Origin of the sequence: Photobacterium sp. 53610, from assembly GCF_036409375.1 — a bacterium.
GTDB lineage: Bacteria > Pseudomonadota > Gammaproteobacteria > Enterobacterales > Vibrionaceae > Photobacterium.
This window is the reverse complement of sequence record NZ_JAXOFS010000008.1, coordinates 64492-91382: the sequence shown is the minus strand read 5'-3', so window position 1 is coordinate 91382 and position 26891 is coordinate 64492. Positions and strand designations below refer to the sequence as shown.

The window sequence follows — 26891 nt, the reverse complement described above, 5'->3', positions numbered from 1 at the left end:
AACAACGATTTTGCGGCAGAGGCGTGAGGGTACGCCTCTGAGCATCGAGTGGATAGCAAGATGAAAATTAAAGCACTTTCCAAACTGAAGCCCGAAGAAGGCATCTGGATGACCGAGGTCGAAAAGCCTGAAATTGGCCATAATGACCTGCTGATCAAAATCAGAAAAACTGCAATCTGTGGTACTGACGTTCATATCTACAACTGGGATGAGTGGTCCCAGAATACGATTCCTGTCCCGATGGTGGTCGGCCATGAATATGTGGGCGAAGTTGTGGCCATTGGCCAGGAAGTCCGCGGTTTTGAAATTGGTGATCGCGTTTCCGGCGAAGGCCACATTACCTGCGGTCACTGCCGTAACTGTCGTGGCGGCCGGACACACCTGTGCCGTAACACCATCGGTGTGGGCGTGAACCGTGAAGGTGCTTTTGCCGAGTATCTGGTGATCCCGGCGTTTAACGCGTTTAAGATCCCGGATAATATTTCCGACGATCTGGCATCCATCTTCGACCCGTTTGGTAATGCAGTGCACACGGCGCTGTCTTTCGACCTGGTGGGTGAAGATGTGCTGATCACCGGCGCCGGCCCGATTGGGATCATGGCTGCTGCGGTAGCGAAGCACGTCGGTGCCCGTCACGTGGTGATCACCGACGTCAACGAATACCGTCTGGAACTGGCACGCAAAATGGGTGTAACCCGTGCGGTGAATGTGGCTGAGCAGAAACTAGAAGATGTAATGGCCGAGCTGGGCATGACAGAAGGTTTCGATGTCGGTCTGGAAATGTCTGGCGTACCTGCCGCCTTTAACAGCATGCTGTCGAGCATGAACCACGGCGGTAAGATTGCGATGCTGGGTATTCCGCCATCAAACATGGGGATTGACTGGACTCAGGTCATCTTCAAAGGCTTGGTGATCAAAGGTATCTATGGCCGTGAAATGTTTGAGACCTGGTACAAGATGGCCAGCCTGATCCAGTCTGGTTTGGATCTGACGCCAATCATTACTCACCACTACAGTGTGGATGATTTCCAGAAAGGCTTCGATGTGATGCGTTCCGGCCAGTCAGGTAAAGTGATTCTGAGCTGGGACTAACCCTGAGTTCGGAATGCTGAAGAAGCGGTGTGCGCAGGCACGCCGCTTTTTTTGTGCCTGTTATCCGGCTGGCGTAAAGAGTTCCGATAAACGGACCAGAGTGACCTCTTGCTGCATTTCCGGCAGCATGGCTGTGATGGTTGCTAAGGTCACCGGGTGAGGATGTCCGATGGCAATGACGGCGCCCTGTTTCTGGGCTTGCTGGATGGCGCGTCTGAGCTGACGGCGGATGAAGTCTTCTGTCGGAATATGATCAATGAAAACATGACGGCGAAGCGCCGGGATATGAGCGGCCTGCGCCTGGTGTTCAGCCACCGATTTGGGCGTGGTCCGGCTGTCGAGAAATCCGAGGTGCTGCTGTCTGAGCACTTCCATCACCCAGCGCATGGCTGTCGGATTTTCAGTCAGCAAACTGCCCATATGATTGTTCATTCCTATCGCACCGGGCACCCGGGTCAGCGCATGACGCAGTCTGGTCTGCAGCTCATCCTTTTTCATCGCGGCGGTCAGTGTTGTCAGTTCGAGCGGTGCCGGCCGGCTGGGTTGCATTGGCATGTGGAGCAAGACATCCCTTTGTTCCTGTTGCGCCTGACGGGCCGTTTGCTGGTCGAAGGGCGTGTCAGGCAATACAGACACGCTGATTTGCGGCGGCAGGGCAGACAGAGGAGAGGGCATGAGCTGATAACCGAGGTCATCAATCACAATGGCCAGTCTGGCTGCCTGAACCCCGCCGGGCAGTATCAGCAGCCAGATCAGACTGAAACGAACAAACCACTTCATGTGAACCATCCTTGTCCTCTTCGTGGAATAAACGACGTCAGTGGCCTCTCTTAAATTACCGGATCAGCCAGGGACGCGGGTTGGTGGGCGTTCCTTTTCGCCGGATTTCGAAATAGAGTCCCGGCGCTTCCTGTCCGCCACTGTCACCGACCAGTGCAATGGCTTCATTGGCCCGGACGGTATCGCCGACCTTTTTCAGCACTGTCTGGTTATAGCCGTAAAACGTCATATCGCCGTGTCCATGGTCAATGGCCACCATCAGACCGTAGCCGCGCAACCAGTCGGCAAAGACGATTTTTCCGTCGTGAACCGCTTTTACCTCACTGCCGATGGACTTACTGATCACCATGCCTTTCCATCGCAGCTCGCCTTTGAGCGGACTGCCGTAGCTGTGAACCACATTACCTTTCACCGGCCAGGGCAGTTTGCCTTTAAATGTGTTCAGGCCATTCATACTGACCCGGGCGCGACGCGCAGCTTCTTCTGCAGCTTTTCTGGCTTTGGCGATTTCACTGACCAGACGTGTTTCATTGTCTTTCAGCTCGGTCAGATAACGTTTATCAGCACTGAGCTGTCCTTGCAGTTGCCTCACGGTCCCCTTACGGGCCTGCTGACTGCTGAGCAGCGACGCGCGGTCTTTTTTCAGCTGACTGAGCAGGGTTTGCTGGGTATTGCGTTGTTCCGTGAGCTGATGTTTCTTGAGCTGGAGCTCGGTATCCGTTGCGGCCAGTTCATCCAGCGCCCGGCTGCGTGCCTGACTCAGACGGGCAGCATATTCAGCCATGCGCTCCATCTGTGATGCGTCATTTTCGCCCAGCAAGTTGGCCAGCGGCGAGGACTTCCCCAGTTTATAGTGGCTGGTAATAAGGGCTTTCAGTTGTTCCCGCTGGCCGATCTGGCGCTGAAGCAGGGCTTGTTGTTCTTTTTCCAGCTGGTCGATGGAGCGGGTCAGCGTGTCGACTTTCTGCTCCGCCTGATGAATGCTTCCGGCAGCTCTGGCAATCGCCAGTTCCTGCTGTTTCAGATTTTTCTGTACTTCATTCAGCTGCTGTTTTTTTTGGCTCAGCTGCTGTTGCTGACGGGCGATTTCCTGTTTCATGCCTTGCAGCTGATTTTGATTATCAGCCAGCACAGAAGTGTTAAACGCCAGACATAACAGAGCGCCAGTGCCGAAGGCACTGGCGCGCAGAGTACAGTAGGTACGATAAAATAATGCCCGCATGTCTGGGATTATTTCAGATCGTACAGCACCTGACCAGTCATCTCTGACGGGATTTGAAGCCCGGTCAAGGACAGCATGGTTGGTGCCAGATCTGACAACTTGCCGCCTTCTTTCAGGGTAATTGCTTTGTCACCGACGTAAATCAACGGCACAGGCAGGTTGGTGTGTGCTGTGTGCACGCCGCCGGTTTCCGGGTTGATCATCATTTCTGCATTCCCGTGGTCGGCAGTGATCAGCAGCTGGCCGCCGGCTTCGCGAATTGCTTCAACGACGCGGCCGATGCTTTCATCAATGGCCTCACAGGCTTTCACTGCGGCATCGTATACGCCGGTGTGACCAACCATGTCACCATTCGGGTAGTTACAGATGATCATGTCGAACTCGCCGCCTTTGATCGCAGCAACCAGTTTGTCGGTCAGCTCAGGTGCGCTCATTTCAGGTTGCAGGTCGTAAGTTGCAACTTTTGGTGAGGCGACCAGCGCGCGAGATTCACCGTCAAACTCGTTTTCTACACCGCCATTGAAGAAGAAGGTGACGTGCGCATATTTCTCCGTTTCAGAAATACGCAGTTGTGTCTTGCCTTGCTTCGCCAGCCACTCACCCAGCGTGTTTTCCAGACTTTCCGGCGGGAAAGCTGAAGGCAGGTTAATGTCTGCCGCATATTGGGTCAGCATGACGAAGTGCAATGCAGGGAACTGCTGACGGGCAAAGCCAGTGAACTCCGGTAGGAAAGCACGGGTGATCTGACGGGCACGGTCGGCACGGAAGTTCATGAAAATCAAGGCATCGCCATCTTGCATCGCAGCATCCGGCTGGCCTTCCGCACGAAGTACGGTCGCTTTCACGAATTCATCGTTTTCTTCGCGGGCATAAGCGGCCTGCAGGCCTTCCACTGCAGAAGCTGCGGTAAAGTCACCTTTGGCTGCAGTCAGCAGATTGTAAGCGGATTCAACGCGTTCCCAGTTGTTGTCCCGGTCCATCGCGTAATAACGGCCAACCAGAGAGGCGGTGCGGCCTTTGCCCAGTTGAGCAAACAGGGCATCAAAGCGCTCCAGCGAAGCCTGTGCACTGCGTGGCGGCGTATCACGGCCATCCAGGAAGCAATGCAGATAGATGTGCTCAGCACCACGCTCAGCAGCCATTTTCACAGCGGCTTCAATGTGATCTTCATGGCTGTGAACACCGCCCGGTGACATCAGACCCATGATGTGAACAGCTTTTCCGGCAGAAATTGCGCTGTCCATCGCTTTGACCAGGTTTGGGTTGTCCTGGAATTCACCGTCGGAGATCGCTTTGGCAATCCGGGTCAGATCCTGATACACCACACGGCCTGCGCCGATATTGGTGTGGCCGACTTCTGAGTTCCCCATCTGACCATCCGGCAGTCCGACGTCCAGACCTGAGGCAGAAATTAACGTGTTGGCTTCGTTTGCCATCAGGTTATCCAGAACCGGGGTATTGGCGTTGGCGATCGCGTTGTTGGCTGTATCTTCGCGATAACCCCAACCGTCGAGAATTACCAGAGCCAGTGGCTTCTTAGCAGACATATGCTGTCCTCTCCATCAATATGAACAATCTGAAAAATGTAGACCAATTACCTCAACAACCGGTGTTGTCCGTCTACCAGGGCGCTCAGGTAAGGAGTCAGGTCGGTAATTTTACTACAAAAGAACCGACATTTTGTAGTTCAGATCAAACATCGCTGTAAATGGTTTGTTATCTTTACGACATAAAATATATTCAATTTGGTCCTCTGGCGTAAGAGCACAGCCTGCGTTTTTTACTATTCCAGCGATAGGTATGGCCTTGCGACACCGGGATGACGATACAGAAAGCAGTGAGCCGTGACGCGTAAATGCGGCGGGCGGGTGTACTTCATTTCGGCCGGAGGTATACTCAGTTTCCTTAATTTTGGTTGAATCTTGCCGCTGGCCGTTTTCCGGACAGTCGGTGAAGGTGGATAGAGCGAAAATCATGCAGCAATTCATAGAGTTTGTTACGAGTAATCCGATGTTGTCTCTGGTCTGGGTTGGTCTGGTTGTGGCCCTGATCTCTTCAATGGTGAAGCAGAAAACAGCGGGTTATGCCGTGGTCACCCCGAACCAGGCGACAGTGATGGTCAATCGTGAAGACGGCATTTTTGTCGACATTCGAAACAAAGATGAGTTTCAGCGTGGCCATATTGCTGGTGCACTTCACATTTTGCCAAGCGAAATCAAAGCCCAGAACCTGGGACCGCTTGAAAAGTATAAGTCAGCCCCCATCATTGTGGTGTGCAAAACAGGTCAGACGGCGCAGGAAAGTGCCAACCTGTTACATAAAGCGGGTTTCAGCAATGTGAAACTGCTGAAAGACGGTTTGATTTCCTGGAACGAGGCCAACATGCCTCTGGTGACAGGAAAGAAGTAAAGTTTTGAACTCTCGGGGAGCCGGATGATCCGGCTGCCATTTTTATTCAGGCCGGGCGGCTCCCGGCACAATGACAGATTTCCAAGCGCGAAATCCTCAGAAAAAGGACAATATCATGGCTGAAGCAGCGAACCACGAAGCGCAACAGAACTTCCAAATCCAACGCATTTTCCTGAAAGATGTCTCTTTCGAAGCTCCGAACTCTCCGGAAATGTTCCAGAAAGAATGGAACCCGGAAGTGAAGCTGGATCTGGATACGCAAAGTCGTGAGCTGGCAGAAGGCGTTTATGAAGTCGTTCTGCGTCTGACCGTGACTGTGAACAATGACGCGGACTCTGCTTTCCTGTGTGAAGTGCAGCAGGGTGGTATTTTCTCTGTTTCAGGTATGGAAGCTCCTCAGCTGGCACATTGCCTGGGTGCCTTCTGTCCGAACATCCTGTTCCCGTACGCGCGTGAAACGATCTCCAGCCTGGTCGTGAAAGGGACTTTCCCGCAACTGAACCTGGCACCGGTCAACTTTGACGCGCTGTTTATGAATTACCTGCAAAGTCAGGCTGAAGGTAACCAGGAAAGCTCTGAAGCCTGATTGGCGGGAACGCATGACTTCAACCACTGAAAACGCAATTTCGATGTCAGTCCTGGGTGCCGGTTCTTACGGCACCTCACTGGCGATTTCACTGGCCCGGAATGGTGCCAATGTGATTTTGTGGGGCCACAATCCGGTCCATATCGCACAGCTGGAAACCGACCGGGCCAACGAGGCGTTTTTGCCGGGTGTGGCTTTTCCAGAGTCGTTGATTCTGACTGCCGACCTGGAAGCTGCGGTGAAAGCCAGCCGGGATTTACTGCTGGTGGTGCCGAGCCATGCTTTTGCGGATGTGCTGAAACAGATGAAGCCATTCCTGCGCGATGACTCCCGGATCTGCTGGGCCACCAAAGGTCTGGAGCCGGAGACTGGCCGTTTGCTGCAGGACGTCGCCCATGAAATTCTGGGTGACAACATCCCGCTGGCTGTTTTGTCCGGACCGACGTTTGCGAAAGAACTGGCTGCTGGCCTGCCGACTGCAATTTCTGTTTCCTCTCCGGATTCCGGTTTCGTGAAGGATCTGCAGGATAAAATCCACTGTGATAAAAGCTTTCGGGTTTACAGCAACAGCGATTTTATCGGTATGCAGCTTGGCGGCGCAGTGAAGAACGTGATTGCGATTGGCGCCGGGATGTCTGATGGCATCGGCTACGGAGCGAACGCCCGAACAGCACTGATCACCCGGGGACTGGCTGAAATGTGTCGCCTTGGGGCAGCGCTGGGTGCACAGCCGGAAACCTTTATGGGAATGGCCGGACTGGGCGATTTAGTGCTGACCTGCACCGATAACCAGTCCCGGAACCGTCGTTTTGGTCTGGCGCTGGGTCAGGGCAAGGCTGTGGATGAAGCACAGCAGAATATCGGCCAGGTGGTGGAAGGATACCGCAACACCAAGGAAGTCTGGGTACTTGCGCAGCGCTATGGTGTGGACATGCCGATTACCGAACAGATTTATCAGGTGCTTTATCAGGGCAAAGATGCCCGGGAAGCCGCCAGGGATCTTTTGGCCAGGGCGAAGAAAGACGAATAACGTCCTTCAGGTAATTGAATGAAAATGAAACAGCGCGGGCAAGAAAGCCCGCGTTGTTTTTTTTGCTGAGAAGTTTAAAGTTATACCCATACTCACTGTCAATCAGCCGGACATTGGACGGAGGCAGTAAAATGGTGCATACACATGAAGGATATACAGGGGACGACGTGAGGGAGTGTCAACAGAAAGCCGTCTGGAAAACTATCAAGCAGGAAGCCATCGTGCTGACGGAACAGGAACCGATGCTGGCCAGCTTTTACCATGCCACGATTATCAAACACGATAATCTGGGGGCCGCGCTCAGTTATATTCTGGCCAATAAGCTGGCGACGCCGTCGATGCCTGCGATGGCTGTGCGTGAGGTGATTGAAGAAGCGTATGCAGCAGACCGGATGATTACAGAGTCCGCCGCCTGTGATATCCGGGCCGTCGTGGAACGGGACCCGGCGATCAATAAGTTCTCTGTCCCCTTACTGTATCTGAAGGGCTACCACGCCTTGCAGGGCTATCGGGTGGCCAACTGGCTGTGGAAGCAGAACCGGGAAGCGCTGGCGGTTTATCTCCAGAATCAGATTTCCGTCAGCTGTCAGGTGGATGTTCATCCGGCGGCCCGGATTGGACAGGGGATCATGTTTGACCATGCCACAGGTATTGTGATTGGTGAAACGGCCGTGATCGAAAATGATGTGTCGATTCTGCAGGATGTGACTCTGGGTGGTACGGGTAAGGAATGTGGCGATCGTCACCCGAAAATCCGTGAAGGGGTCATGATCGGGGCCGGTGCGAAAGTCCTGGGCAATATTGAGGTCGGTGAAGGTGCCAAGATTGGCTCCGGTTCAGTGGTGCTGTCGCCGGTGCCGGCACATACGACAGTTGCCGGGGTTCCCGCGAAAATTGTCGGTCGCCCGAGCTCGGATAAGCCATCCATGGATATGGATCAGCAGTTCAACGGTGTATATCAGACTTTCATTGCCGGTGATGGCATCTGAGATAATGTCATCACCAGAGCGGAAAGGGGCCAGAAGGCCCCTTTCGTGTTTTCAGCCGGGGTTATCTGGCTCCGGCAAAATCAAACTGGCGCCAGGCTTCATACGCAATAATTGCCGCGGCATTGGACAGGTTCAGACTGCGGCTTTCCGGATGCATGGGAATGCGCAGGCGTTGTTCCATGGGTAAGCTTTCAATGACTGTCATGGGCAGGCCCCGGGTTTCCGGGCCAAACAACAGAATATCCCCTTCCTGAAAACGGGCTTGTGTGTGGTACTGGGTTGCCTTGGTTGTACAGGCAAACAGGCGTCGTCCGGCAGTCGCCGTCAGAAAGGCTCCGAAATCTGCGTGGCGATGGACATGGGTCAGATCGCGGTAATCCAGTCCGGCACGGCGCAGTTTCTTCTCTTCCAGATCAAATCCCAGCGGCTCAATCAGATGCAGGTTTGCGCCGCAATTGGCACACAGGCGGATAATGTTGCCCGTATTGGGCGCAATTTCAGGTTCGTACAGGGCGATATCAAACATGCTCAGACTTCACAACGGCAAAAGCGTTATTGTAGCCTGTCTGGAGGCGGGCAAACCAGTCTGGTAATCAGTGGCGTGACGATTGGAAAGGCCGCCCCCGGATTGTTTCAGGGGGAGGCCGTCTGTGATTATGCGGGTTCAGGGGAAACCTGTGGTTGCCCATGGGGAGCCAGCGGCAGGATCAGTGTGACCTTCAGGCCGCCCAGCGGGCTGCGACTGGCCGTGATGCTGCCATTGTGCTGGCGGATGGCATTTTCCGTGATAGCCAGTCCGAGCCCGGTACCGCCGCTGTGACGATCTCTGGCTGTAGATACACGGTAAAAAGGCCGGAAGATATCTTTTAACTCTTCATCCGGCACCCCGCTGCCGTTGTCATCAACGGTGATGGTCAGGTTGTGGTCATTGGCACTGAACTGGACGTCGACCCGGTCTTTGCCATAGTAGATGGCATTTCGGACCACATTCTCCAGCGCACTGATCAGCAGTTCGGCATTTCCGGTCAGCGGCCAGGGTAGCAGAGGACCACAGGTCAGCGACTTCTGGTGCTGGCTGGCTTCGAACTCAGCATCATCCAGCATATCTTGCCACAGGCTGATTGCATCACTCTGTTCCCGGGCTTCCTGACCATGGATCTGCATGCGTGACAGTTCCAGCAGCTTGGCGATCATGGCTTCGAGTCGTTCGGCTTCGGTGTCAATCCGGTCGAGCTCCGGACTGGTGCCCTGCTTGCGCTGGGCCAGCGCCGTGGCCATCCGAAGCCGGGTCAGCGGCGAACGCAGTTCGTGGGAGATGTCTGACAGCAGCCGCTGCTGACCATTGATCATCTGGTTCACTGAACTCACCATCTGGTTAAAGCTGGCCCCGGCCTGACGAAATTCCTGCGGCCCGGAGGTTTCCAGTGTCGGGTCCTGCGTGAACTGTCCGCTGGCAACACGTTGCGCGGCATGCTGGAGCTTTCGGGCCGGGCGGCTCAACGCCCAGGCTAACCACAGCAATAACGGAGTGCTGACCAGCATTGTCAGCAGTAACAGATGAAACGGCTGGTCGAGAATGCGCAGGAAAAACGGCGGTGGGCGGTGAGTCACCCGACCGACATACATCAGTGCGTTCTGTCTCTGATCGCCGACCAGAAATGGCCCGGCAACCATCCAGCGGCCATAGAGTTTCTGTCTTGGGTTATCCGGACTGTCGGCACTGGTGATGAAGTTGCGCAGGGCTTTGGTCCGCTCATGCGGAGTCAGCAGTTCGCCTTCGAGACTGGTGAAATAGAGTTGCATGCCTTTGTGGCGTTTCGGATCGGCCAGCGGCAGCAGCTTTTCTTCCAGACGACCCGGCCGACGGCTCAGGCGTTCGGATATTCGTTCAGCCGCGGCCTGATAGCGATCCAGTTCCGGTCGGGGAATGGTGTGCTGCGCCCTGGGATCCAGGTGGGGCAATAACAACAGCACCAGGACTACCAACATCAGGGTCAGCCAGAAAATCGCGAAGATCCGGCTGGACAGCCGGTTGAGTACCGGCAGCTTCATCCGGCCTCCACGAAGAGGTAACCCTTGCCGCGCAGAGTTTTGATCCGTGGTTTACCGTCTTCTCTTGGCGGCAGCTTTTTGCGCAGATTCGATACATGCATATCAATAGCACGGTCAAAGGGGGCCAGGCGTTTGCCCAGAACTTCCAGACTGAGTGTATGTTTGGTCACAACCGTGCCCGGGTGGCGGATCAGGTGGCTCAGTAGGGCAAGCTCGGTCGCCGTCATTTCTACCAGTTCACCGTTACAGGTTACTTCCTGGCGGCCGGGAAAAATGGTCAGGTCGAGATAAGTGATACAGTCGGATTCCGGTGGGGTGTCCTGTACCAGACGGGCGCGGCGCAGGATTGCACGCATCCTTGCCAGCAGCTCGCGGTCACTGAATGGTTTGGGCAGATAGTCGTCTGCACCCAGTTCTAATCCTAACACCCGGTCAATCTCTTCGCCTTTCGCTGTCAGCATGAGCACCGGGGTACTGCGGGTTTCACGGAGTTTTCGCAGCATTTCAATGCCGTTCATTGCCGGCATCATGACATCAAGCAGGATCAGATCGGTATCGTCGTCAGCCATCTGCAGGCCCTGCTCGCCATTATGAGCGATCCGGACGGAGAATCCTTCCAGCTGAAGAATGTCGCTGAGCAGTGCCGTCAATTCGTTGTCGTCATCGACTAAAAGTATATTTGCCATACCAATCTTCGTGTCAGTTCACTATAAGTTTAAGTATCTCTTATGGCCGTATGCAGGCCAAGCAGGATAACAGTGCTTTACCCAGCTTTACGTTTTCACGACAACCCTTTACCTGATGAGGCGTAGACTCAGCGGTAACAGAGACCAACAGAGTGAGACAAATGATGAACAAGATGATGAGCAAAACAATGAAACGTAGTGTCGCGATTGTCCTTGCAATGCCTTTGATGCTGGGGTCTGTGTATGCGATGGCTGATAATCACAAAGGTCATCACGGAGACCGTGATGATTGCGGAGGTCCGCGCGCAGATCACGGTATATTCCGTTCGCTTGATCTGACTGATGCCCAGAAAGAAAAGATGCGCAGCTTACGTGAGAGTAACAGAGATACCATGCGTGAGCAGATGATGCAGGGCCGTGAGGCAATGCAGGCAAACCACGACAAAATGCAGGCACTGATGCTGGCAGATAATTTTGATGAAAATGCCGTACGGGAACTGGCGAAACAAATGTCGGATCAGCAGATTGATCGCCGGGTGGCCATGATGAAGAAACGTCATGACATGCTGAATATTCTGACGCCGGAACAAAAAACTCAGTACAAGAAATTACAGGCTGAGAGACAAGCAGAATGCATGGCGAAATGGAAAGAAAAAAGCGGTGAATAATTCTGTTTTTATTGAATGAAGCAGCAGCCACAACTTTATGTTGTGGCTTTTTTTGTTGTCATTCCATGCTGAACTTGTCAATTTTGTTATTAAATTTCATCATAAAACCGCTATACTGCGGATAAGATTTATCTGGCCATGTGGCTGAAAACAGCCATTTTCAGGGAATCCGGTGACGGAGCGGCTGAGATTGCAAACTGAGGATATACTTAGTGGCATAAAGCTTGGCTGCGTCTTCCCGTACAAAATGAACGATGGATTCCAGTCTGCGGAAAAGTCTCTCGGCGCATGGCAAGTTAACGTGATATGAATCAATACATCATTTTTCTAAATTGTAATACTCCTACATTAGTAGGAAAGTTACAGTTTACGCGAGCCGTAGCCCAGAGGGTGCGTGGCGGAGTCGGTGACTAAGGCCAGCTCGTGCAGGAAAGGATTTTTCATTTCCCAAAGTCAGAGGGTAACCATGATTAAAAAGATTGGTGTTTTGACCAGTGGCGGTGACGCCCCAGGTATGAACGCAGCGATTCGCGGTGTAGTGCGTGCCGGTTTATCGGAAGGTCTGGAAGTCTACGGTGTATACGACGGTTATCAGGGCTTGCACCAGAACCGTATCGAAAAGCTGAGCCGTTCCAGTGTATCTGACGTGATCAACAGGGGTGGTACCTTCCTTGGGTCTGCACGCTTCCCTGAATTCCGTGACGAGAAGGTCCGGGCTCAGGCGATCGAGAACCTGAAAGTTCATGGCATTGATGCGCTGGTGGTGATCGGCGGTGACGGTTCTTACATGGGGGCGAAGAAACTGACCGAAATGGGTTACCCATGCATTGGTCTGCCTGGCACCATTGACAATGATGTCGCGGGTACGGATTACACCATTGGCTTCATGACCGCGCTGAATACTGTGATTGATGCGATTGACCGTCTGCGTGACACATCGTCTTCTCATCAGCGTATTTCTATTGTGGAAGTGATGGGCCGCCACTGTGGCGACCTGACACTGATGGCGTCGATTGCCGGTGGCTGTGAATACATCATCACACCGGAAACCGGTCTGCACAAAGAAGAGCTGCTGGCCAAGATTAAAGAAGGCATCTACAAAGGGAAGAAGCACGCGATTGTCGCGATTACCGAGCTGATGACCGATGTGAATCAACTGGCGAAGTACATTGAATCTGAAACCGGCCGCGAAACCCGCGCGACGGTTCTGGGTCACATCCAGCGTGGTGGTCAGCCAACGGCATTTGACCGGATTTTGGCTTCGCGCATGGGTGCTTACGCGGTGGATCTGCTGATTCAGGGCGAGGGTGGTCGTTGCGTGGGTGTTCAGAACGAGAAGCTGGTGCACCACGATATTATCGATGCGATCGAGAACATGAAGCGTCCGGTCCGCAAAGATCTGTATGCGGTTGCAGACAAGCTGTTCTGATACCACAGAACTGAAGCTGAACTAAAAAAAGCCGACTTGAAGTCGGCTTTTTTGTATTCGCAGCCTTATGAAAGGCTGTGCCATCAGATGCAGTAACGGCCGCACCTGATGGCAGATGTCTTATTTCTTCGCTTCAGCAGCTGCTTTTGCAATTGCAGCAAAACCTTCTGCATCCAGCGCTGCGCCGCCAACCAGAGCACCGTCGATGTCTGGCATCGCGAACAGTTCAGCAGCATTGCCAGCTTTCACTGAACCACCGTACTGGATCACAACATGCTTCGCGACGTCTTCGCTGAAAGAAGCGATGTGCGCACGGATCGCTGCGTGGATTTCCTGTGCTTGTTGTGCTGTTGCAGCTTTACCTGTACCGATCGCCCAGATTGGTTCGTAAGCGATGATGGCACCGTTCAGCGCTTCAACGCCCTGAGTTTTGATTACTGCATCCAGCTGGCGGGCACAAACAGCAACGGTTTCACCGGCTTCGTTTTGCGCTTCGGACTCACCGATACACAGGACAGGTGTCAGGCCGTACTCTTTCAGGAAAGCGAATTTTTTCGCAACAAACTCATCAGATTCGTTGTGGTATTCACGACGCTCAGAGTGGCCGATGATGATGTGGCTGGCACCGAAATCTTTCAGCATTTCCGGAGAGATATCACCGGTGAATGCGCCGCTGGCGTTCACATCAACATTTTGAGCACCCAGAATGATTTTGCTCTTGCCCTGGCTGATCAGACGCTCTGCCAGATCCAGATACATCACAGGTGGCGCCACGGCCACGTCAACTCCCTCAACGCCAGCCAGCGCGGCATCCAGACCTGTCAGCAGGTTGGTGACCATCTCTTTGCTGCCGTTTAGTTTCCAGTTACCCATAACTACAGGATGACGCATACGATTTTCTCCATATCTATGTGATGTCTAAAGTCAGACTAAACTGAGCACACCACTACCGTGCTCAGCAGTGTGTTCAGTGTAGTCTGCCTGTCAGGGACGTCCTGATGCCGATGGCAAAAACGTCCTCAGTATACGTCGGATAGACGTAAACTTCCTTAATCTTGAGCAAGGCTATGGCTGTTTGTACCGATTTCAGGGCCAAAAGTGAACTCTGAGCTGTAACTTTTTTTCATTCCCGGAATAGATGCGTGAGTTGATTCCAATGGGAAAAGTGATCCGCAGAGGATTTCAGAACAGTCCGGTCGCCTGGGGCAGTAAAATCAGCTAATTTAGGCTGGTATTAAGGAAATGACAGGCCGGGCCTGTTGAGCAAGGAGAGTTGTATGCCACACCTGAAACTGGAATTTGCCGATCCTGTCGCAGAGCGGGTGAATGTCGCTGCACTGCTGGAGGATCTGCATCAGTCGTTACTGACGTGCGGGGTTTTTGAGCCTGCATCGGTGAAATCCCGAGCTTACCCATGTCACCAATGGCAGGTTGGGGAAGGGGGCGACGCCCGGAATTTTATCCATGTGGAGCTGGCATTGTTGTCCGGTCGTGACAATGACTGTAAGCGCGGACTGGCAGAGCGTCTGATGCCGCTGCTGGAGCAGCATGCCGCGACCATTGACAGTCTGACGATTGAAATTCGGGATATGGCAAGTGAGACTTATCTCAAGGCAAAACGCTGACGGTGTAATCACGCCGGATGACAAATACAAACGGGCCGTCAGATGACGGCCCGTTTGTGTCTGAAGGCAAGACTATGCCTGACGCCGGAAAGGCATAATCTCTGCCTGCTGTTCGGTCAGCGTTTCCGGTGCAGTCAGTGACTGGGCGAAGCGCTGAAGCTGTTGTTGTAATTCGGCCCTGAGCAACATGTTGGTGTGAATCGGATTTTTGCCACGGGCGATGATCTGGTTGATATGGCTCAGCTGTGCCCGCAGCCTTGGCTGCATGGCCGGACTCGCATTCCGGATGACTTCTTCGCTCATTCTCAGTCGTAAGGCTTCCAGCTCTTCCGGAGCGGTTTCTGCCAGTTTTTTGAGCTCATCAAACGGTGGTAAAGTTTGCATAACCCATTCCCCTTACAGCCAAAAAGGCCAAAACTGTGACATCCTTAACACTAGATGGCGGGGAAATAAAAAAGCGTCTCATTGATGAGACGCTCAACAATTGGGTAAACCCGGCTGTCCGGAAAGTCAGGCGAATTACCAGTAATGCTCGACGGTGATCTGACCGGGTTTCCGGCGCAGGTTTTTAATAAAGCCGCGTGCTTCAAGCACGGCTTTGGTATCTTTGACCATGGCCGGGTTTCCGCACAGCATCAGCTGGCAGGTTTCAGGATGGAGCGGGATCCCGACATGGCGCTCCAGCATGCCATCGGCAATGGCTTGCGGAATCCGTCCGGTAAGTGCCAGCGGTGCGGGTTCACGGCTGACAAAGGGCTGGACAATCAGCTGCTCGGGATATTTGGCCTTGAGTTCATTAATTTCGGCCTGATAACTGAGGTCGGCGGCGAAGCGGACCGCATGAACCAGGACAATTTTACGAAATCGTTTCCAGGCGAGCTCCTCACGCAGAATCGACAGATAAGGTCCCAGCGCCGTGCCGGTTGACAGTAGCCAGAGGACTTCGCCTTCAGGCACTTCATCTAACGTAAAGAAGCCATTGGCACGGGCCGTGATAAACACTTCATCCCCTTCTTCCAGCGCATGCAGCCGAGGTGAGAGCAGGCCGTCGGCGACCCGGGTGGCATAGATTTCAATCTGATCGCTGGTGGGCGGGTTGACGAAGGAGTATGCACGCTGGACCATTTTGCCGTCGCATTCCAGCGCCAGCTTAGTAAATTGCCCGGCTTTGAAGGGTTCAATATTTGCCGTCAGCGTCAGACTGAACAGTTCGCTGTTCCAGTGACGGTTTTTGATAACCTTGGCAGGGATCCAGTCGGCCATTGTGCTCTCCTTTTACATAATCAGATTCTCAGGTCGGATATATCCGGTAGCTGCAGCGACGCTGACCCGCAATGATGTGTTCGCTGCGCTCAATCGCTACCCCGTCGCCCAGCAGACGCTGGAAAACGGCCAGTTCAGATCGACATAAAGAGGGGCAGCGTTTGGCGGCATGGCAGATGGGGCAATGGTTCTCGATGAGAATGAAGCCGTTGTCATCAGACTCCAGCTGTGCCATGTAACCTTCCTTTTCCCTCAGTGTAGTCAGGATCTGAAGTTTTTCTTTTAAATCTTCTGCCTTTGCGATGGCCTGTCGGTACTGACTGAGCGTGTTTTCTTCACGCTGATTCAGTATTTTTTGCAGTCCTTCCTGACCGAACAGATTTTCCACCGAATCCAGCATCTGGATGATGAGATCACCATGGCGGTCGGCAAACTGTTCATGCCCTTTGGCCGTCAGGTGCCAGTGACGGGTCGGCCGGCCGACTTTGGCTTTGATATCTTCAAAGCCCACCAGGCCATCATCTTCCAGCCCTTGCAGGTGCTGGCGGACGCCCATGGTGGTCAGTTTCAGCTCTTCGGACAGTACTTTGGCGGTGACCGGTCCGTCCTGCTTCATGCGGTGGAGAATTTTATCTATGGTTTTCATGGTTGTATTGCTTGTGTTCATTCGGTCTATTATGTCGCCGACTCAGTATATAAAGCAACGGCTTTACTAAATAGCATAGTCCAGTTTGCGAGAGAATACCGTGAAAGTCTGATGATGATCAGGGTGTTATCTCCCGGCCTCCGGAGAACACAGGCCGGGAAACAGGCAGGGTTTATAAGATGTGAGGCAAAATTGCCGGATCTTTGCGGTCGAGATAGTGAATCGATTTAATGCGACGGATGGTCCGGCATTTTCCCCGGATTAACAGGGTTTCCGTGGTGGCAATATTGCCTTTGCGGCTGATGCCATCGAGCAAATCGCCTTTAGTGATGCCTGTGCCGGCAAAGATGACGTTATCGCTTTTTGCCATCTGTTCCAGTGGCAGTACCTGATTGGGCTCGATGCCCATTTCACGGCAGCGATCCATTTCTAACTGACCCATACGATAGTTATCGTCACTGCCGCCTTTGACCAGAAAACGCGGCAGCAACCGACCCTGCATGTCACCGCCCAGCGCACGGATGGCGGCCGCAGAGACCACGCCTTCCGGCGCACCACCGATGCAGTACATCACGTCGACTTCGCTGTCCGGCATACAGGTCAGAATCGAGGCGGCCACATCACCATCCGGCACGGCATACACCCGGATTCCCAGCCCCTGCATGCGGGCAATCACTTCGTCGTGACGGGGTTTGGCCAGCGTGATGACGACCAGTGTCTCCAGCGTTTTGCCCAGTGCGGCCGCGATATTGTTCAGGTTTTCTTCCAGCGGCAGGCTGAGATCGATATGCCCTTTGGCTGCCGGGCCGACCACCAGTTTTTCCATGTACATATCCGGCGCTTTGAGAAAAGCACCTTTCTCTCCCGCAGCGAGAACAGCCAGGGCATTGTTCTGACCCATCGCGGTCATTCGGGTGCCTTCAATCGGATCGACGGCGATATCTACGGCGTCACCGCCGGCACCGACCTTTTCACCAATATAAAGCATCGGCGCTTCGTCGATTTCGCCTTCGCCGATCACAATCTCACCGTCAATTTCAGTTTGATTGAGCAGGGTACGCATTACCGCTACCGCAGCGCCGTCTGCGGCGTTTTTATCGCCCCGGCCCAGCCATTGATAACCAGCCAGTGCGGCACCTTCGGTGACACGGGAAAAAGCCATCGCCAAATCGCGTTTCATGGGAACTCCAGAATCAGACAACTACAGATGATGAAAATCTGCGCAATTGTAACACAAACAGCAGGAAATCGTTTTCCTGTTGTGAACATCAGAGAATAAGCATTGAAAGAAACAAGCCTGCCGGAAGGGCAGGCTTGTTTGTCAGTCGAGCGATAGGACGTTGAGATTACTCTTCTTCGTCGATAGCCCAGCCTTTCGCACACTCAACAGCACGTTTCCAGCCGTTGTAGCGGCGGGTGCGCTTGCTGTCATCCGTGCATGGCGTGAAGCTGCGATCCAGTACGGCTTTGTCTTTCAGCTCATCAATGCTGTCCCAGAAGCCCACGGCCAGGCCCGCCAGATAACCAGCACCCAGTGCGGTAACTTCAGTGATCACCGGACGGTGCACTTCAGTGTTCAGCAGGTCGGACTGGAACTGCATCAGGAAGTTGTTGGCAACGGCACCGCCGTCGACTTTCAGGGCAGCCAGGTGGATACCGGAATCTGCCTGCATTGCATCCAGCACATCGCGGGTCTGGTAGGCGATACTTTCCAGCGTGGCACGGATCAGGTGGTTGCTGTTCACACCACGGGTCAGGCCGACAATCGCGCCGCGGGCATACGGATCCCAGTAAGGGGCACCCAGACCGGTGAAGGCCGGTACAACGTAAACGCCGTTGGCACTGCCGACTTTCTCGGCAAAGTATTCAGAATCTTTGGCATCGCCCAGCAGTTTCAGTTCGTCACGCAGCCATTGAATGGATGCACCTGCCATGAACACCGCACCTTCCAGCGCGTAGGCCGGTTCGCCTTTCGGGCCGCAGGCGAGGGTTGTCAGCAGGCCGTTTTGCGAGGTGACTTTTTCTTTGCCGGTATTCATCAGCAGGAAGCAGCCAGTGCCGTAGGTGTTTTTCGCCTGACCGGCTTCCACACACATCTGACCGAACAGTGCAGCCTGCTGGTCACCGGCAATCCCGGCGATTGGCACACGGGTGCCGCCTTTACCGCCGATGTTAGTCTGACCGTAGACTTCAGAAGAGGCTTTGACTTCCGGCATCATTGACAGCGGGATATCCATGGCTTTCAGCAGTTTTTCATCCCACTCCAGAGAGTTGATGTTAAACAGCATGGTCCGGGAAGCGTTGGTGTAGTCGGTGACGTGCACACGGCCCTGGGTCAGTTTCCAGATCAGCCAGGTATCGACAGTACCGAACAGCAGGTTACCGGCCTCAGCCTGTTCGCGGGCGCCTTCAACGTTGTCCAGAATCCACTTGATTTTGGTCCCGGAGAAATACGGGTCCACCACCAGACCGGTGTTCTCGCGGATATAGTCTTCCAGTCCTTGCTCTTTCAGCTGCTGGCAGATATCGGCGGTACGGCGGCATTGCCAGACAATGGCGTTGTAAACCGGCTTGCCGGTATTTTTGTCCCAGACAATGGTAGTTTCACGCTGGTTGGTGATCCCAATGCCGGCGAGCTGGTCGGTGCGGATGCCGACTTTCGCGAGCGCTTCGACCATCGTCGAGCTCTGGGTGGCCCAGATTTCCATTGGGTCGTGTTCAACCCAGCCGGCTTTCGGATAGATTTGGGTGAATTCGCGCTGCGCGGTGCAGACGATGTTGGCGTCGTGATCCATGATCACGGCGCGTGAGCTGGTGGTTCCCTGATCGAGTGCGACGATGTACTTTTGTTCTGTGGTCATCTGAGTGTCCTCTTATCTCTGATAATTATAGGTATATCGGGGAGTCGCGCCGCAATCAGGCTTGCGCGGTTTCTTTTTCTTCATCACTTTCACATTGGTTCGGCAGGGTACAGCGGTTACCCGGCAGATAAACGGCAATGGCTTTCGGGTACAGCCAGGCACCGAAGCAAGCGCCGGCAATCGGTGCAAGAATCGGGATGATGAAATACGGAATATCCTTACCGCCAGTCAGGGCCATGTCACCCCAGCCTGCCAGATAAGCAAAGAATTTCGGGCCGAAGTCGCGGGCCGGGTTCATGGCAAAGCCGGTCAGCGGACCTAAGGATGCGCCGATCACTGCAATCAGCACACCAATCAGAACCGGGCCCAGCGGACCACGTGGTGCGCCATTTTGCTCATCCCCAATCGCCAGAATGGCAAACATCAGGACCGCAGTAATCACAAACTCCACTGCAAAAGCTCCTGAAAATGAAAGGCTTGGGTTTGGATAGGTTGAGAAGATCCCTGCAGTGGCCAGACTCTCTACGCTGCCGCGCAGAATGCCATGCGCGTTTTCGAAATCGACGAACAGGTTGCTGTAAAGACTGTAAACCAGCGCCGCGGAGCAGAAAGCGCCCGCCAGCTGGGAAAGAATGTAAGGCACAACCTTGGCCTTATCGAAACCATGGAACAGGGCCAGCGCAATGGTGACTGCCGGGTTAATGTGAGCGCCGGAAACGCCTGCCGTACAGTAGATCGCAATGGTGACACCCAGACCCCAGGTCAGGCTGATTTCCCATTGTCCAAAGTTAGCACCTGCTAACACTAAAGCAGCTACACAGCCTACACCAAAGAAAATCAGCAGTCCGGTGCCAATAAATTCTGCCAGGCATTCACCGAGCAGCGTTGGGGGTTGTCGTTTGGTCATTTGCCAGTCCTTTTGTCGAGTCGTAGGTAAGTAAGATGTTATCGTGATGTAATCAAAAAATACTCGAATGATGATTTTCTGGAAAGTTAATCGAATAAAAAATGTGCGTTCGAGCATGTTATTTGTGTTTATGGTCAATATCGAAGGTCAAACGACAAGGGTGTGTTGAGCAAAAACTCTACTTTTCCCGGCGCTGGCGCGAACACTAGCATGCACTTTTTTCCACCGCAAAATCCGGAACGGAAATCTGAGCGGTTGCTAACAGTTCAGGCCCGGACTGCACTGAAACGGCGCGTGCTTTCGTAAAATTTTGTGGAAGTTTGCATAATTTTTACCCGTTTGTGATAAAGCGTGGTATTTGTAGATGCCAGACGTATAAGGCCTAGTTAGAATAGGGCCACATTGGATTTGTAATTTGCCTGGTAGTCGCGGTGATATCCCCGAACGAATTGGTGTTGCAATGAAGCGGTATGTGGAAATCAGGAACAGCGTGGCTTATCGGTACGATGTGATTGAACGAGCGTTCGCCGTCAACTGTTGTAACTCAAGAAGGAAGGGATGCTGTGGTCTTGCGCAGGTGCTGATAGGGTGAAAACTATGTCTTTAGAGATGCTGGAACAGCTGGAAGCCAAAGTGCAGATGGCCGTCGACACCATTTCCCTGCTGCAGATGGAAGTGGAAGAACTGAAAGAGAAAAACGAGAACCTGGCGAATCTGGCTCAGGAACTGCGTGCGGATCGTGAATCACTGGTTCAGGACAACGAAAAGCTGCGTCATGATCATCAGGCATGGCAGGAGCGCGTTCGCGCACTGCTGGGCAAGATGGACACGGTAGAATAAATCTGCTGCGTGCACCGGAAACGAAAACAGAGCCTACAGGCTCTGTTTTTGTATCTGGCGAATGAGAACACGCGAAAGGGTTATTCGATATCCAGCGGTTCTGGTGACAGAATAACTCCCGTATTGTCGGCATACAGGTGATCTTCCGGCAGGAAAGTGACGCCACCAAAATTCACCGCAACATCCACTTCGCCGCTGCCTTGTCTGTCGGCCCCGACGGGAATTGAGGCCATGGCCTGAATCCCGATATCCAGTTCATCCAGATCATCGACATGGCGGACACAGCCGTAGACAATAATGCCTTCCCATTCGTTCTGTACCGCGAGCTGAGCCAGCTCAGCATCGATCAGCGCCCGGCGCAGCGAGCCGCCGCCATCAATCAACAATACCCGGCCAACGCCGGATTCTGCCAGTACAGTGTGAAGCAAACCGTTATCTTCAAAGCATTTCACTGTGGTGATCTGCCCCCCGAAAGAGCTGCGTCCCCCGTATGAGCTGAACATTGGCTCAACCACATCGACCTGGTCGAGATAAATATCACAGAGTTCAGAGGTATTGTATTCCATAAGTTCGCTTCTTTGTTGGCAAGTAAAAGTGTCCAGCCTGAACCAGATGCCGACCCGTACGCCAGAGGTGTGACAACCGATGATGGGTTCCCTTGGCGCAGTACCTGACCGGATAAATCTGTCATCTGTGCTGATAACTTGCTGAAAGTATAACCAGCTCAGGCGGCATTGCAATCCCGATGCAATGCTTTAGCGGTCTGCAATCAGTCCGATGGCAAACAGCAGATTCGTCAGCATTGCGGCCCGGATCAGCGAGGAAAACATGGGACGCAGGGCTCTTCCGTCCGCTGCCGCCAGCACCTGAGCCCCATGGGTCAGCAGAAACGGTGCCGCCAGCAGGAAAAGCCAGCGCCATGCCGACTCAGGAGTGAGTAAGCTGTAACACGCAAAGCCAAGCAGGCTGGCAATCAGAAGACCCAGATGATACCAGCGTCCTCCTGTCGGGCCGAGCCGGGCAGCGAGAGTGATTTTGCCGCAGGCACGGTCGTTGTCGATATCCCGCAGATTGTTGAGGTTGAGCACCGCGACAGCCAGAAGCCCACTGGCGGTGGCCGGCAGTAAGATCGTGAGCGAGAACTGGTGGCTCTGCAAATAGTAGCTGCCACCGACCGCAACCCAGCCGAAGAATATCAGGACCGCCGGATCACCCAGACCGCGATAGCCGTAAGGCCGGGTGCCCAGCGTATAGGCCAGAGCAGCGATGATTGAAGCGATCCCCAGACCGATGAAGGTCAGCAAAACGGTCAGGGAAGGCTGAGCAATCAGAAGCAGAGCGATTCCGCTGATGGTGGTGAGCAGCAGGGTCAGCGTGATGGCCGAGCGCATGGCGGTCAGCGTGATGGCGCCGCTCTGCAAGCCTCTGACCGGTCCCAGTCGTTGGGGGTTATCTGTGCCTTTTTTGACATCGCCATAGTCGTTTGCAAGATTCGAGAGAATTTGCAGAAGCAGGGCGGTCACTAGCGCCAGCAGGGCGACTGCCGGTGAAAAATGGCCTTGTTCGGCAGCAAGTGCGTTACCACACAGCAAAGCTGCAATGGCCAGAAGCAGGGTTTTGGGTCGAGTGGCATCAAGCCAGACAGAGCGATGAGATAACAGCATGGTTGCCCGCAATGTGAATAAGAATGAATACATTATGGCAGCGGGGCGGAGAAGAACTTTGTTTTGGCGCAAAAGGAAGGGAAAAACGGGATACCTGTCATAAACAGGTATCCCGGGAAGAGATTACAGAATGAAGCGGCTGAGATCTTCGTCTTCGACCAGTTCGTCCAGATGGGCCTGAACGTAGGCTTTGTCGATCACCTGCGCTTTGCCACCTTGCTCGGAAGCGTCATAAGACAGTTCTTCCATCAGGCGTTCCATGACGGTGTGCAGGCGGCGTGCACCGATATTTTCGGTCCGCTCATTGACCTGCCAGGCCGCGTCAGCAATCTGGGCGATCCCGTCTTCGGTAAAGCTGATGTTCACGTTTTCTGTCGCCATCAGTGCGCAGTACTGTTCCGTCAGTGAAGCATTCGGCTCCGTCAGAATACGCTTGAAGTCCTCACTGGTCAGGGCTTCAAGCTCAACCCGGATTGGCAGACGGCCCTGCAGTTCAGGGATCAGATCGGACGGACGTGACACCTGGAAGGCGCCGGATGCAATGAACAGGATGTGGTCGGTTCTGACCATGCCGTGTTTCGTCGAGACCGTAGAGCCTTCGACCAGCGGCAGCAGGTCACGCTGAACACCTTCACGGGAGACATCCGGGCCGGACGTTTCACCGCGCTTACAGATTTTGTCGATTTCGTCGATGAATACGATACCGTTGTTTTCAACCGCGTGAATTGCCTGCTCTTTCAGCTCTTCCTGGTTGACCAGCTTGGCTGCTTCTTCTTCAGTCACCGCTTTCAGCGCATCTTTGATTTTCATCTTGCGCTTTTTGGTGGTGTTGCCGGCCAGGTTCTGGAACATGCCCTGCAGCTGGTTGGTCATTTCTTCCATGCCAGGAGGAGCCATGATTTCCACGCCCATTTGCGGTGCCGCAACATCAATTTCGATGTCTTTGTCGTCCAGCTGGCCTTCGCGCAGCTTCTTACGGAAGGACTGACGGGTCGTTGAGTTGTTATCGCTTTCTTCGTTCTGGCCCCAGGCATCGCGTGCTGGTGGCAGCAGGACGTCCAGGATGCGGTCTTCAGCCAGCTCTTCAGCACGGAAACGGACTTTTTCCATCGCCTGCTGATGCGTCATTTTCACGGCAACATCGGTCAGATCGCGGATAATAGTTTCCACTTCTTTACCCACATAACCCACTTCGGTGAACTTGGTCGCTTCGACCTTGATGAACGGGGCATTTGCCAGTTTGGCCAGACGGCGGGCAATTTCCGTTTTACCGACCCCGGTCGGACCGATCATCAGAATGTTCTTCGGCGTGACTTCGACACGCAGCTCTTCCGGCAGTTGCATCCGGCGCCAGCGGTTACGCAGGGCGATCGCAACAGCGCGTTTAGCCTTGTCCTGGCCAATAATATGGCGGTTCAGTTCATGAACGATTTCGCGAGGAGTCATTTCAGACATGGGGAATCCTTACTGGGTATCGAGTTCTTCAACAGTCTGGAAGTCGTTGGTGTAAACACAGATATCACCAGCAATTTTAAGCGACTTCTCAGCAATGGTGCGAGCATCCAGCTCGGTATTTTCCAGCAGCGCACGGGCTGCTGACAGGGCAAAGTTACCACCGGAGCCGATGGCAATCAGGTCGTTTTCCGGCTGTACCACATCCCCGTTGCCTGTGATGATCAGGGACGCTGTTTCATCCGCAACGGCCAGTAAGGCTTCCAGCCGGCGCAGGCTGCGGTCAGTTCGCCAGTCTTTTGCCAGCTCAACGGCGGCTTTCATCAGGTGACCCTGGTGCATTTCCAGCTTGCGCTCGAAACGCTCGAATAGAGTAAAGGCATCTGCCGTACCGCCGGCAAAACCAGCCAGCACCTGATTGTTATACAGACGGCGGACTTTACGGGCATTGCCCTTCATCACGGTGTTGCCCAGTGAGACCTGGCCATCACCTGCGATGACGACTTTTCCGTTGCGACGTACAGAGACTATAGTTGTCACGGTATTACCTCTTAGCATCAATCCGGCTTGTCAGCCGGTATGGGTATTACGCAGATCTGGGGATGGTGGTACCGGATTTCAAGGCAAAGGGAACATCTGCGTGCGTACAGGGAATAAAAAAGGATGCCGATGGCATCCTTGGGTCAATTGAGACGGCTTCTGTCAGTGTAGCAGCCTGTTACCGGCTGCCAAACGGTCAGGATTCCCAGTACCAGATCGCACAGGGTTCGATGCCTGCTCGGCGCAGCATGTTGCGGTCGCTCTCGGCTTTTCGTTTTTGCGGGTAAGGGCCCAGCACCACGCGGTACCAGCTGCCTTTGTCGCCCTGCGAAACTTTGATCTGACTGCTCAGCCCCTGGAAGGCGATCATTGCCTTGCGTTCCTCGGCCTGTGCCGGTGTCCGGTAAGCGCCGCACTGCATCAGATACGGCCGGTTGGGCGTGTCCGGTACTTTCTTGGCTTCAACCTGAACTTCTTTGTTTTCCAGCTCTGCAATATAGCGCCACTTCTCGGCAGGCTTCGGCGGCAGTTTTTCCTGCGGTTTCGTCGTCGTGACCGGTTTCGGCTCAGTCTTGGGTACCGGTTCGGTTTTGGGTTTGACGGCCGGTTTCGGGCTCTCTCTCTGAACCGGCTTAACCGGCTGCTCAGGAACTGGCGTCGCAGGTTTGGGAGTGCTGGACAGGAAATAGAGGCCGTATCCCATGCCGACAACCAAGCACAAAGCAATCAGTGCCCATTTTATCGGGAACTGTCCTTGAGGCTGGCTGCTGCGGGAACGGGTTTTTCTGGCCGGTTTCTTCGTCGCCCGGCCTCGCTTGACGTAATCTTTGGTTGCCACAATTTTTGATTATTGCTGAACGATTGGACGGATATGGTACAAAGAAGTGTTCGGACTGGCTAGTGTCGGGAAGCCTCAGCCAGTGTCGGTGAGTGTGCTTCCCGATGATTCTGTGACCTTTTGCTCAATATTTCACCGCGTTGCCGCGTCAATACTTGTTGGCTGGCGGCGCGGCACTTTCGCGGATCACCAGTTTGGCATCCAGCAGTCGTGAGCCGGCGGTAATGTCTTTGCCCTGCAGAATTTCCAGCAGCATCAGCATCGACTGACGGCCAATCTCGTAACGCGGCTGAGACACCGTTGTCAGCGGAGGATCGCAGTATTCCGCAAACTGAATGTCATCGAAACCGACAATCGACAGATCCTGCGGCACCTTGATACCCAGACGTTTGGCCTGCTGCATGGCACCGATAGCCATGACATCGTTGTGGCACAGCAGGGCGGTGGGCGGCTCGGGCAGCGACAGCAGCGTGGTGACGGCACGGGCGCCGCCGGCAAAAGTGAAGTCGCTTTTAACCGTATAAGCAGGGTTCAGCTCGATTCCGGCGCGGCGCAGGGCCTGTTGGTAACCCTGAGCCCGGAACTGGCAGAGCATGGCGCTGTCCGGTCCGGTGACCTGCGCAATGTGCTTGTGCCCCATCTGGGTCAGATAGTTCACGGCTTCGAATGCGGCGGTCAGGTTGTCAATGTGAACGGTCGGCAGCTCCAGTTCAGGCGCAAATTCACAGGCCATGACCATCGGCGGCAGGTTTTTCTGTTCAGGCTTACTGATGTCAAACGGTAAATCCGTGCCCAGCAGTAGCATGCCGTCAGCCTGTTTGGTGAAGACCAGGTTGACGAAAGAGTTTTCCCGGCTTTTCTGCTGGCCGCTGTCGCCCAGCAATACCAGATAGCCGTGCTCCATTGCTGCTTCTTCAATACCGCGGATAATTTCGGTGAAATAGGGATCGCAGATGTCCGGCACAATTGCGACAATGGTTTTCGATTCATTGCGTCGCAGGTTTCGCGCCAGGGAGTTGGGGGAATAGCCAGCGTCCATGACAGCCTGTTCGACTTTTTTACGAGTCGAGGCTGACACTTTTTCCGGGTTCATCAGCGCGCGCGATACCGTCGCGGTTGAAACTCCGGCCAGCTGGGCAACATCCTTCATTGTCGCCATAAGTTGTTCCTCTCTAGATATTTCTCTCAATAATGCTGGAGGATCGTGTCAAATCGGGACAGAAACCTGATCCAGCAAGCCTGTTATTGTAGGCACTTTGAGCAGGTTTAAACATGTGCGCAATAGCATAAATTACATTGGGCTTGTGATCCA

The 26891-nt window shown here is 53.9% G+C and carries 28 protein-coding genes; 9 read left to right on the top strand and 19 right to left on the bottom strand.

Going from position 1 to position 26891, the window contains the following annotated elements:
* The first annotated feature begins 60 nt into the window (after positions 1-60).
* Positions 61-1092, top strand: a complete 1032-nt coding sequence (gene tdh / locus SPK40_RS17590) for an L-threonine 3-dehydrogenase (RefSeq protein ID WP_248144459.1) — start codon at positions 61-63, stop codon at positions 1090-1092.
* 60 nt (positions 1093-1152) lie between these two features.
* Here tdh and SPK40_RS17585 read toward each other — a convergent pair whose 3' ends face one another.
* The 3 genes from SPK40_RS17585 to gpmM are packed head-to-tail and all read right to left on the bottom strand — an operon-like array spanning position 1153 to position 4641.
* A complete protein-coding gene (locus SPK40_RS17585; protein WP_330961372.1) occupies positions 1153-1872 on the bottom strand; it encodes a divergent polysaccharide deacetylase family protein in 720 nt (239 codons plus the stop codon).
* 55 nt (positions 1873-1927) lie between these two features.
* Positions 1928-3094 carry a peptidoglycan DD-metalloendopeptidase family protein gene (locus SPK40_RS17580; protein WP_330961371.1) on the bottom strand — a complete coding sequence of 389 codons (1167 nt, stop codon included), beginning with the start codon at positions 3092-3094 and terminating at the stop codon, positions 1928-1930.
* 8 nt (positions 3095-3102) lie between these two features.
* Positions 3103-4641: a 2,3-bisphosphoglycerate-independent phosphoglycerate mutase gene (gpmM, locus tag SPK40_RS17575; protein ID WP_248144456.1), complete on the bottom strand. Its 1539-nt coding sequence runs from the start codon at positions 4639-4641 to the stop codon at positions 3103-3105.
* A gap of 427 nt (positions 4642-5068) precedes the next feature.
* Between gpmM and SPK40_RS17570 the strand changes: the two genes are divergently transcribed.
* From SPK40_RS17570 to cysE, 4 genes are all read left to right on the top strand, one after another.
* Positions 5069-5503 (top strand): rhodanese-like domain-containing protein, encoded by a 435-nt coding sequence (locus tag SPK40_RS17570; RefSeq protein WP_330961370.1) that lies wholly within the window; start codon positions 5069-5071, stop codon positions 5501-5503.
* Positions 5504-5618: 115 nt separating this feature from the next.
* Complete coding sequence (gene secB / locus SPK40_RS17565) at positions 5619-6089, top strand: protein-export chaperone SecB (protein ID WP_248144454.1); 471 nt, start codon at positions 5619-5621, stop codon at positions 6087-6089.
* A gap of 13 nt (positions 6090-6102) precedes the next feature.
* Positions 6103-7119: an NAD(P)H-dependent glycerol-3-phosphate dehydrogenase gene (gene gpsA / locus SPK40_RS17560; protein WP_248144453.1), complete on the top strand. Its 1017-nt coding sequence runs from the start codon at positions 6103-6105 to the stop codon at positions 7117-7119.
* A 131-nt stretch (positions 7120-7250) separates the two neighbouring features.
* Positions 7251-8108, top strand: a complete 858-nt coding sequence (cysE, locus tag SPK40_RS17555) for a serine O-acetyltransferase (protein ID WP_371929365.1) — start codon at positions 7251-7253, stop codon at positions 8106-8108.
* Positions 8109-8169: 61 nt separating this feature from the next.
* On the opposite strand, the gene trmL is transcribed toward cysE, so the two are convergent.
* The 3 genes from trmL to SPK40_RS17540 all read right to left on the bottom strand — a co-directional run bounded on the left by trmL (position 8170) and on the right by SPK40_RS17540 (position 10846).
* The gene (gene trmL, locus SPK40_RS17550) at positions 8170-8634 is read right to left on the bottom strand and encodes a tRNA (uridine(34)/cytosine(34)/5-carboxymethylaminomethyluridine(34)-2'-O)-methyltransferase TrmL (RefSeq protein WP_248144452.1); all 465 of its coding nucleotides are present in this window, start codon (positions 8632-8634) and stop codon (positions 8170-8172) included.
* A gap of 128 nt (positions 8635-8762) precedes the next feature.
* Positions 8763-10160 (bottom strand): envelope stress sensor histidine kinase CpxA, encoded by a 1398-nt coding sequence (gene cpxA, locus SPK40_RS17545; RefSeq protein WP_330961369.1) that lies wholly within the window; start codon positions 10158-10160, stop codon positions 8763-8765.
* Complete coding sequence (locus SPK40_RS17540) at positions 10157-10846, bottom strand: response regulator (protein WP_330961368.1); 690 nt, start codon at positions 10844-10846, stop codon at positions 10157-10159. Before SPK40_RS17540 ends, cpxA begins: the two co-directional genes overlap by 4 nt.
* 188 nt (positions 10847-11034) lie before the next feature.
* Here SPK40_RS17540 and SPK40_RS17535 point away from each other — a divergent pair, with 188 nt between their 5' ends.
* A complete protein-coding gene (locus tag SPK40_RS17535) occupies positions 11035-11514 on the top strand; it encodes a CpxP family protein (RefSeq protein ID WP_330961367.1) in 480 nt (159 codons plus the stop codon).
* Between the two features lie 466 nt (positions 11515-11980).
* Positions 11981-12943: a 6-phosphofructokinase gene (pfkA, locus tag SPK40_RS17530; RefSeq protein ID WP_248144448.1), complete on the top strand. Its 963-nt coding sequence runs from the start codon at positions 11981-11983 to the stop codon at positions 12941-12943.
* Positions 12944-13063: 120 nt separating this feature from the next.
* On the opposite strand, the gene tpiA is transcribed toward pfkA, so the two are convergent.
* Positions 13064-13834 (bottom strand): triose-phosphate isomerase, encoded by a 771-nt coding sequence (gene tpiA / locus SPK40_RS17525; protein ID WP_330961366.1) that lies wholly within the window; start codon positions 13832-13834, stop codon positions 13064-13066.
* A 386-nt stretch (positions 13835-14220) separates the two neighbouring features.
* Between tpiA and SPK40_RS17520 the strand changes: the two genes are divergently transcribed.
* Positions 14221-14568: a 5-carboxymethyl-2-hydroxymuconate Delta-isomerase gene (locus SPK40_RS17520; protein WP_248144446.1), complete on the top strand. Its 348-nt coding sequence runs from the start codon at positions 14221-14223 to the stop codon at positions 14566-14568.
* A gap of 72 nt (positions 14569-14640) precedes the next feature.
* On the opposite strand, the gene SPK40_RS17515 is transcribed toward SPK40_RS17520, so the two are convergent.
* The 6 genes from SPK40_RS17515 to SPK40_RS17490 all read right to left on the bottom strand — a co-directional run bounded on the left by SPK40_RS17515 (position 14641) and on the right by SPK40_RS17490 (position 20245).
* Entirely contained in the window at positions 14641-14952 is a 312-nt protein-coding gene (locus SPK40_RS17515; protein WP_248144445.1) for a DUF3135 domain-containing protein, read from the bottom strand.
* A 135-nt stretch (positions 14953-15087) separates the two neighbouring features.
* Complete coding sequence (locus SPK40_RS17510; RefSeq protein ID WP_330961365.1) at positions 15088-15831, bottom strand: ferredoxin--NADP reductase; 744 nt, start codon at positions 15829-15831, stop codon at positions 15088-15090.
* Positions 15832-15859: 28 nt separating this feature from the next.
* On the bottom strand, positions 15860-16477 hold the full coding sequence (locus SPK40_RS17505) for a helix-turn-helix transcriptional regulator (RefSeq protein WP_248144443.1): 618 nt from the start codon (positions 16475-16477) through the stop codon (positions 15860-15862).
* A 172-nt stretch (positions 16478-16649) separates the two neighbouring features.
* On the bottom strand, positions 16650-17657 hold the full coding sequence (gene glpX / locus SPK40_RS17500; protein WP_330961364.1) for a class II fructose-bisphosphatase: 1008 nt from the start codon (positions 17655-17657) through the stop codon (positions 16650-16652).
* A gap of 166 nt (positions 17658-17823) precedes the next feature.
* The gene (gene glpK, locus SPK40_RS17495) at positions 17824-19338 is read right to left on the bottom strand and encodes a glycerol kinase GlpK (RefSeq protein WP_248144441.1); all 1515 of its coding nucleotides are present in this window, start codon (positions 19336-19338) and stop codon (positions 17824-17826) included.
* 55 nt (positions 19339-19393) lie between these two features.
* Positions 19394-20245, bottom strand: a complete 852-nt coding sequence (locus SPK40_RS17490) for an MIP/aquaporin family protein (protein ID WP_248144440.1) — start codon at positions 20243-20245, stop codon at positions 19394-19396.
* Between the two features lie 597 nt (positions 20246-20842).
* Between SPK40_RS17490 and zapB the strand changes: the two genes are divergently transcribed.
* On the top strand, positions 20843-21085 hold the full coding sequence (gene zapB / locus SPK40_RS17485; protein ID WP_036754671.1) for a cell division protein ZapB: 243 nt from the start codon (positions 20843-20845) through the stop codon (positions 21083-21085).
* An 80-nt stretch (positions 21086-21165) separates the two neighbouring features.
* On the opposite strand, the gene rraA is transcribed toward zapB, so the two are convergent.
* From rraA to cytR, 6 genes are all read right to left on the bottom strand, one after another.
* Positions 21166-21651, bottom strand: a complete 486-nt coding sequence (gene rraA / locus SPK40_RS17480) for a ribonuclease E activity regulator RraA (RefSeq protein ID WP_248144439.1) — start codon at positions 21649-21651, stop codon at positions 21166-21168.
* A 189-nt stretch (positions 21652-21840) separates the two neighbouring features.
* Positions 21841-22749 (bottom strand): 1,4-dihydroxy-2-naphthoate polyprenyltransferase, encoded by a 909-nt coding sequence (locus SPK40_RS17475; protein ID WP_330961363.1) that lies wholly within the window; start codon positions 22747-22749, stop codon positions 21841-21843.
* A 123-nt stretch (positions 22750-22872) separates the two neighbouring features.
* Positions 22873-24204 (bottom strand): HslU--HslV peptidase ATPase subunit, encoded by a 1332-nt coding sequence (hslU, locus tag SPK40_RS17470; RefSeq protein ID WP_248144437.1) that lies wholly within the window; start codon positions 24202-24204, stop codon positions 22873-22875.
* Positions 24205-24213: 9 nt separating this feature from the next.
* Positions 24214-24741 carry an ATP-dependent protease subunit HslV gene (gene hslV / locus SPK40_RS17465; protein ID WP_254589111.1) on the bottom strand — a complete coding sequence of 176 codons (528 nt, stop codon included), beginning with the start codon at positions 24739-24741 and terminating at the stop codon, positions 24214-24216.
* Between the two features lie 196 nt (positions 24742-24937).
* The gene (locus SPK40_RS17460) at positions 24938-25579 is read right to left on the bottom strand and encodes an SPOR domain-containing protein (RefSeq protein ID WP_330961362.1); all 642 of its coding nucleotides are present in this window, start codon (positions 25577-25579) and stop codon (positions 24938-24940) included.
* Between the two features lie 148 nt (positions 25580-25727).
* Complete coding sequence (gene cytR / locus SPK40_RS17455; protein WP_256549380.1) at positions 25728-26759, bottom strand: DNA-binding transcriptional regulator CytR; 1032 nt, start codon at positions 26757-26759, stop codon at positions 25728-25730.
* Between the last annotated feature and the right edge of the window lie 132 nt (positions 26760-26891).

Coding starts and splice junctions, on each gene's coding strand:
- tdh (WP_248144459.1), top strand. CDS start 61: ATGAAAATTAAAGCACTTTCCAAACTGAAGCCCGAAGAAGGCATCTGG.
- SPK40_RS17585 (WP_330961372.1), bottom strand. CDS start 1,872: ATGAAGTGGTTTGTTCGTTTCAGTCTGATCTGGCTGCTGATACTGCCC.
- SPK40_RS17580 (WP_330961371.1), bottom strand. CDS start 3,094: ATGCGGGCATTATTTTATCGTACCTACTGTACTCTGCGCGCCAGTGCC.
- gpmM (WP_248144456.1), bottom strand. CDS start 4,641: ATGTCTGCTAAGAAGCCACTGGCTCTGGTAATTCTCGACGGTTGGGGT.
- SPK40_RS17570 (WP_330961370.1), top strand. CDS start 5,069: ATGCAGCAATTCATAGAGTTTGTTACGAGTAATCCGATGTTGTCTCTG.
- secB (WP_248144454.1), top strand. CDS start 5,619: ATGGCTGAAGCAGCGAACCACGAAGCGCAACAGAACTTCCAAATCCAA.
- gpsA (WP_248144453.1), top strand. CDS start 6,103: ATGACTTCAACCACTGAAAACGCAATTTCGATGTCAGTCCTGGGTGCC.
- cysE (WP_371929365.1), top strand. CDS start 7,251: ATGGTGCATACACATGAAGGATATACAGGGGACGACGTGAGGGAGTGT.
- trmL (WP_248144452.1), bottom strand. CDS start 8,634: ATGTTTGATATCGCCCTGTACGAACCTGAAATTGCGCCCAATACGGGC.
- cpxA (WP_330961369.1), bottom strand. CDS start 10,160: ATGAAGCTGCCGGTACTCAACCGGCTGTCCAGCCGGATCTTCGCGATT.
- SPK40_RS17540 (WP_330961368.1), bottom strand. CDS start 10,846: ATGGCAAATATACTTTTAGTCGATGACGACAACGAATTGACGGCACTG.
- SPK40_RS17535 (WP_330961367.1), top strand. CDS start 11,035: ATGAAACGTAGTGTCGCGATTGTCCTTGCAATGCCTTTGATGCTGGGG.
- pfkA (WP_248144448.1), top strand. CDS start 11,981: ATGATTAAAAAGATTGGTGTTTTGACCAGTGGCGGTGACGCCCCAGGT.
- tpiA (WP_330961366.1), bottom strand. CDS start 13,834: ATGCGTCATCCTGTAGTTATGGGTAACTGGAAACTAAACGGCAGCAAA.
- SPK40_RS17520 (WP_248144446.1), top strand. CDS start 14,221: ATGCCACACCTGAAACTGGAATTTGCCGATCCTGTCGCAGAGCGGGTG.
- SPK40_RS17515 (WP_248144445.1), bottom strand. CDS start 14,952: ATGCAAACTTTACCACCGTTTGATGAGCTCAAAAAACTGGCAGAAACC.
- SPK40_RS17510 (WP_330961365.1), bottom strand. CDS start 15,831: ATGGCCGACTGGATCCCTGCCAAGGTTATCAAAAACCGTCACTGGAAC.
- SPK40_RS17505 (WP_248144443.1), bottom strand. CDS start 16,477: ATGAAAACCATAGATAAAATTCTCCACCGCATGAAGCAGGACGGACCG.
- glpX (WP_330961364.1), bottom strand. CDS start 17,657: ATGAAACGCGATTTGGCGATGGCTTTTTCCCGTGTCACCGAAGGTGCC.
- glpK (WP_248144441.1), bottom strand. CDS start 19,338: ATGACCACAGAACAAAAGTACATCGTCGCACTCGATCAGGGAACCACC.
- SPK40_RS17490 (WP_248144440.1), bottom strand. CDS start 20,245: ATGACCAAACGACAACCCCCAACGCTGCTCGGTGAATGCCTGGCAGAA.
- zapB (WP_036754671.1), top strand. CDS start 20,843: ATGTCTTTAGAGATGCTGGAACAGCTGGAAGCCAAAGTGCAGATGGCC.
- rraA (WP_248144439.1), bottom strand. CDS start 21,651: ATGGAATACAATACCTCTGAACTCTGTGATATTTATCTCGACCAGGTC.
- SPK40_RS17475 (WP_330961363.1), bottom strand. CDS start 22,749: ATGCTGTTATCTCATCGCTCTGTCTGGCTTGATGCCACTCGACCCAAA.
- hslU (WP_248144437.1), bottom strand. CDS start 24,204: ATGTCTGAAATGACTCCTCGCGAAATCGTTCATGAACTGAACCGCCAT.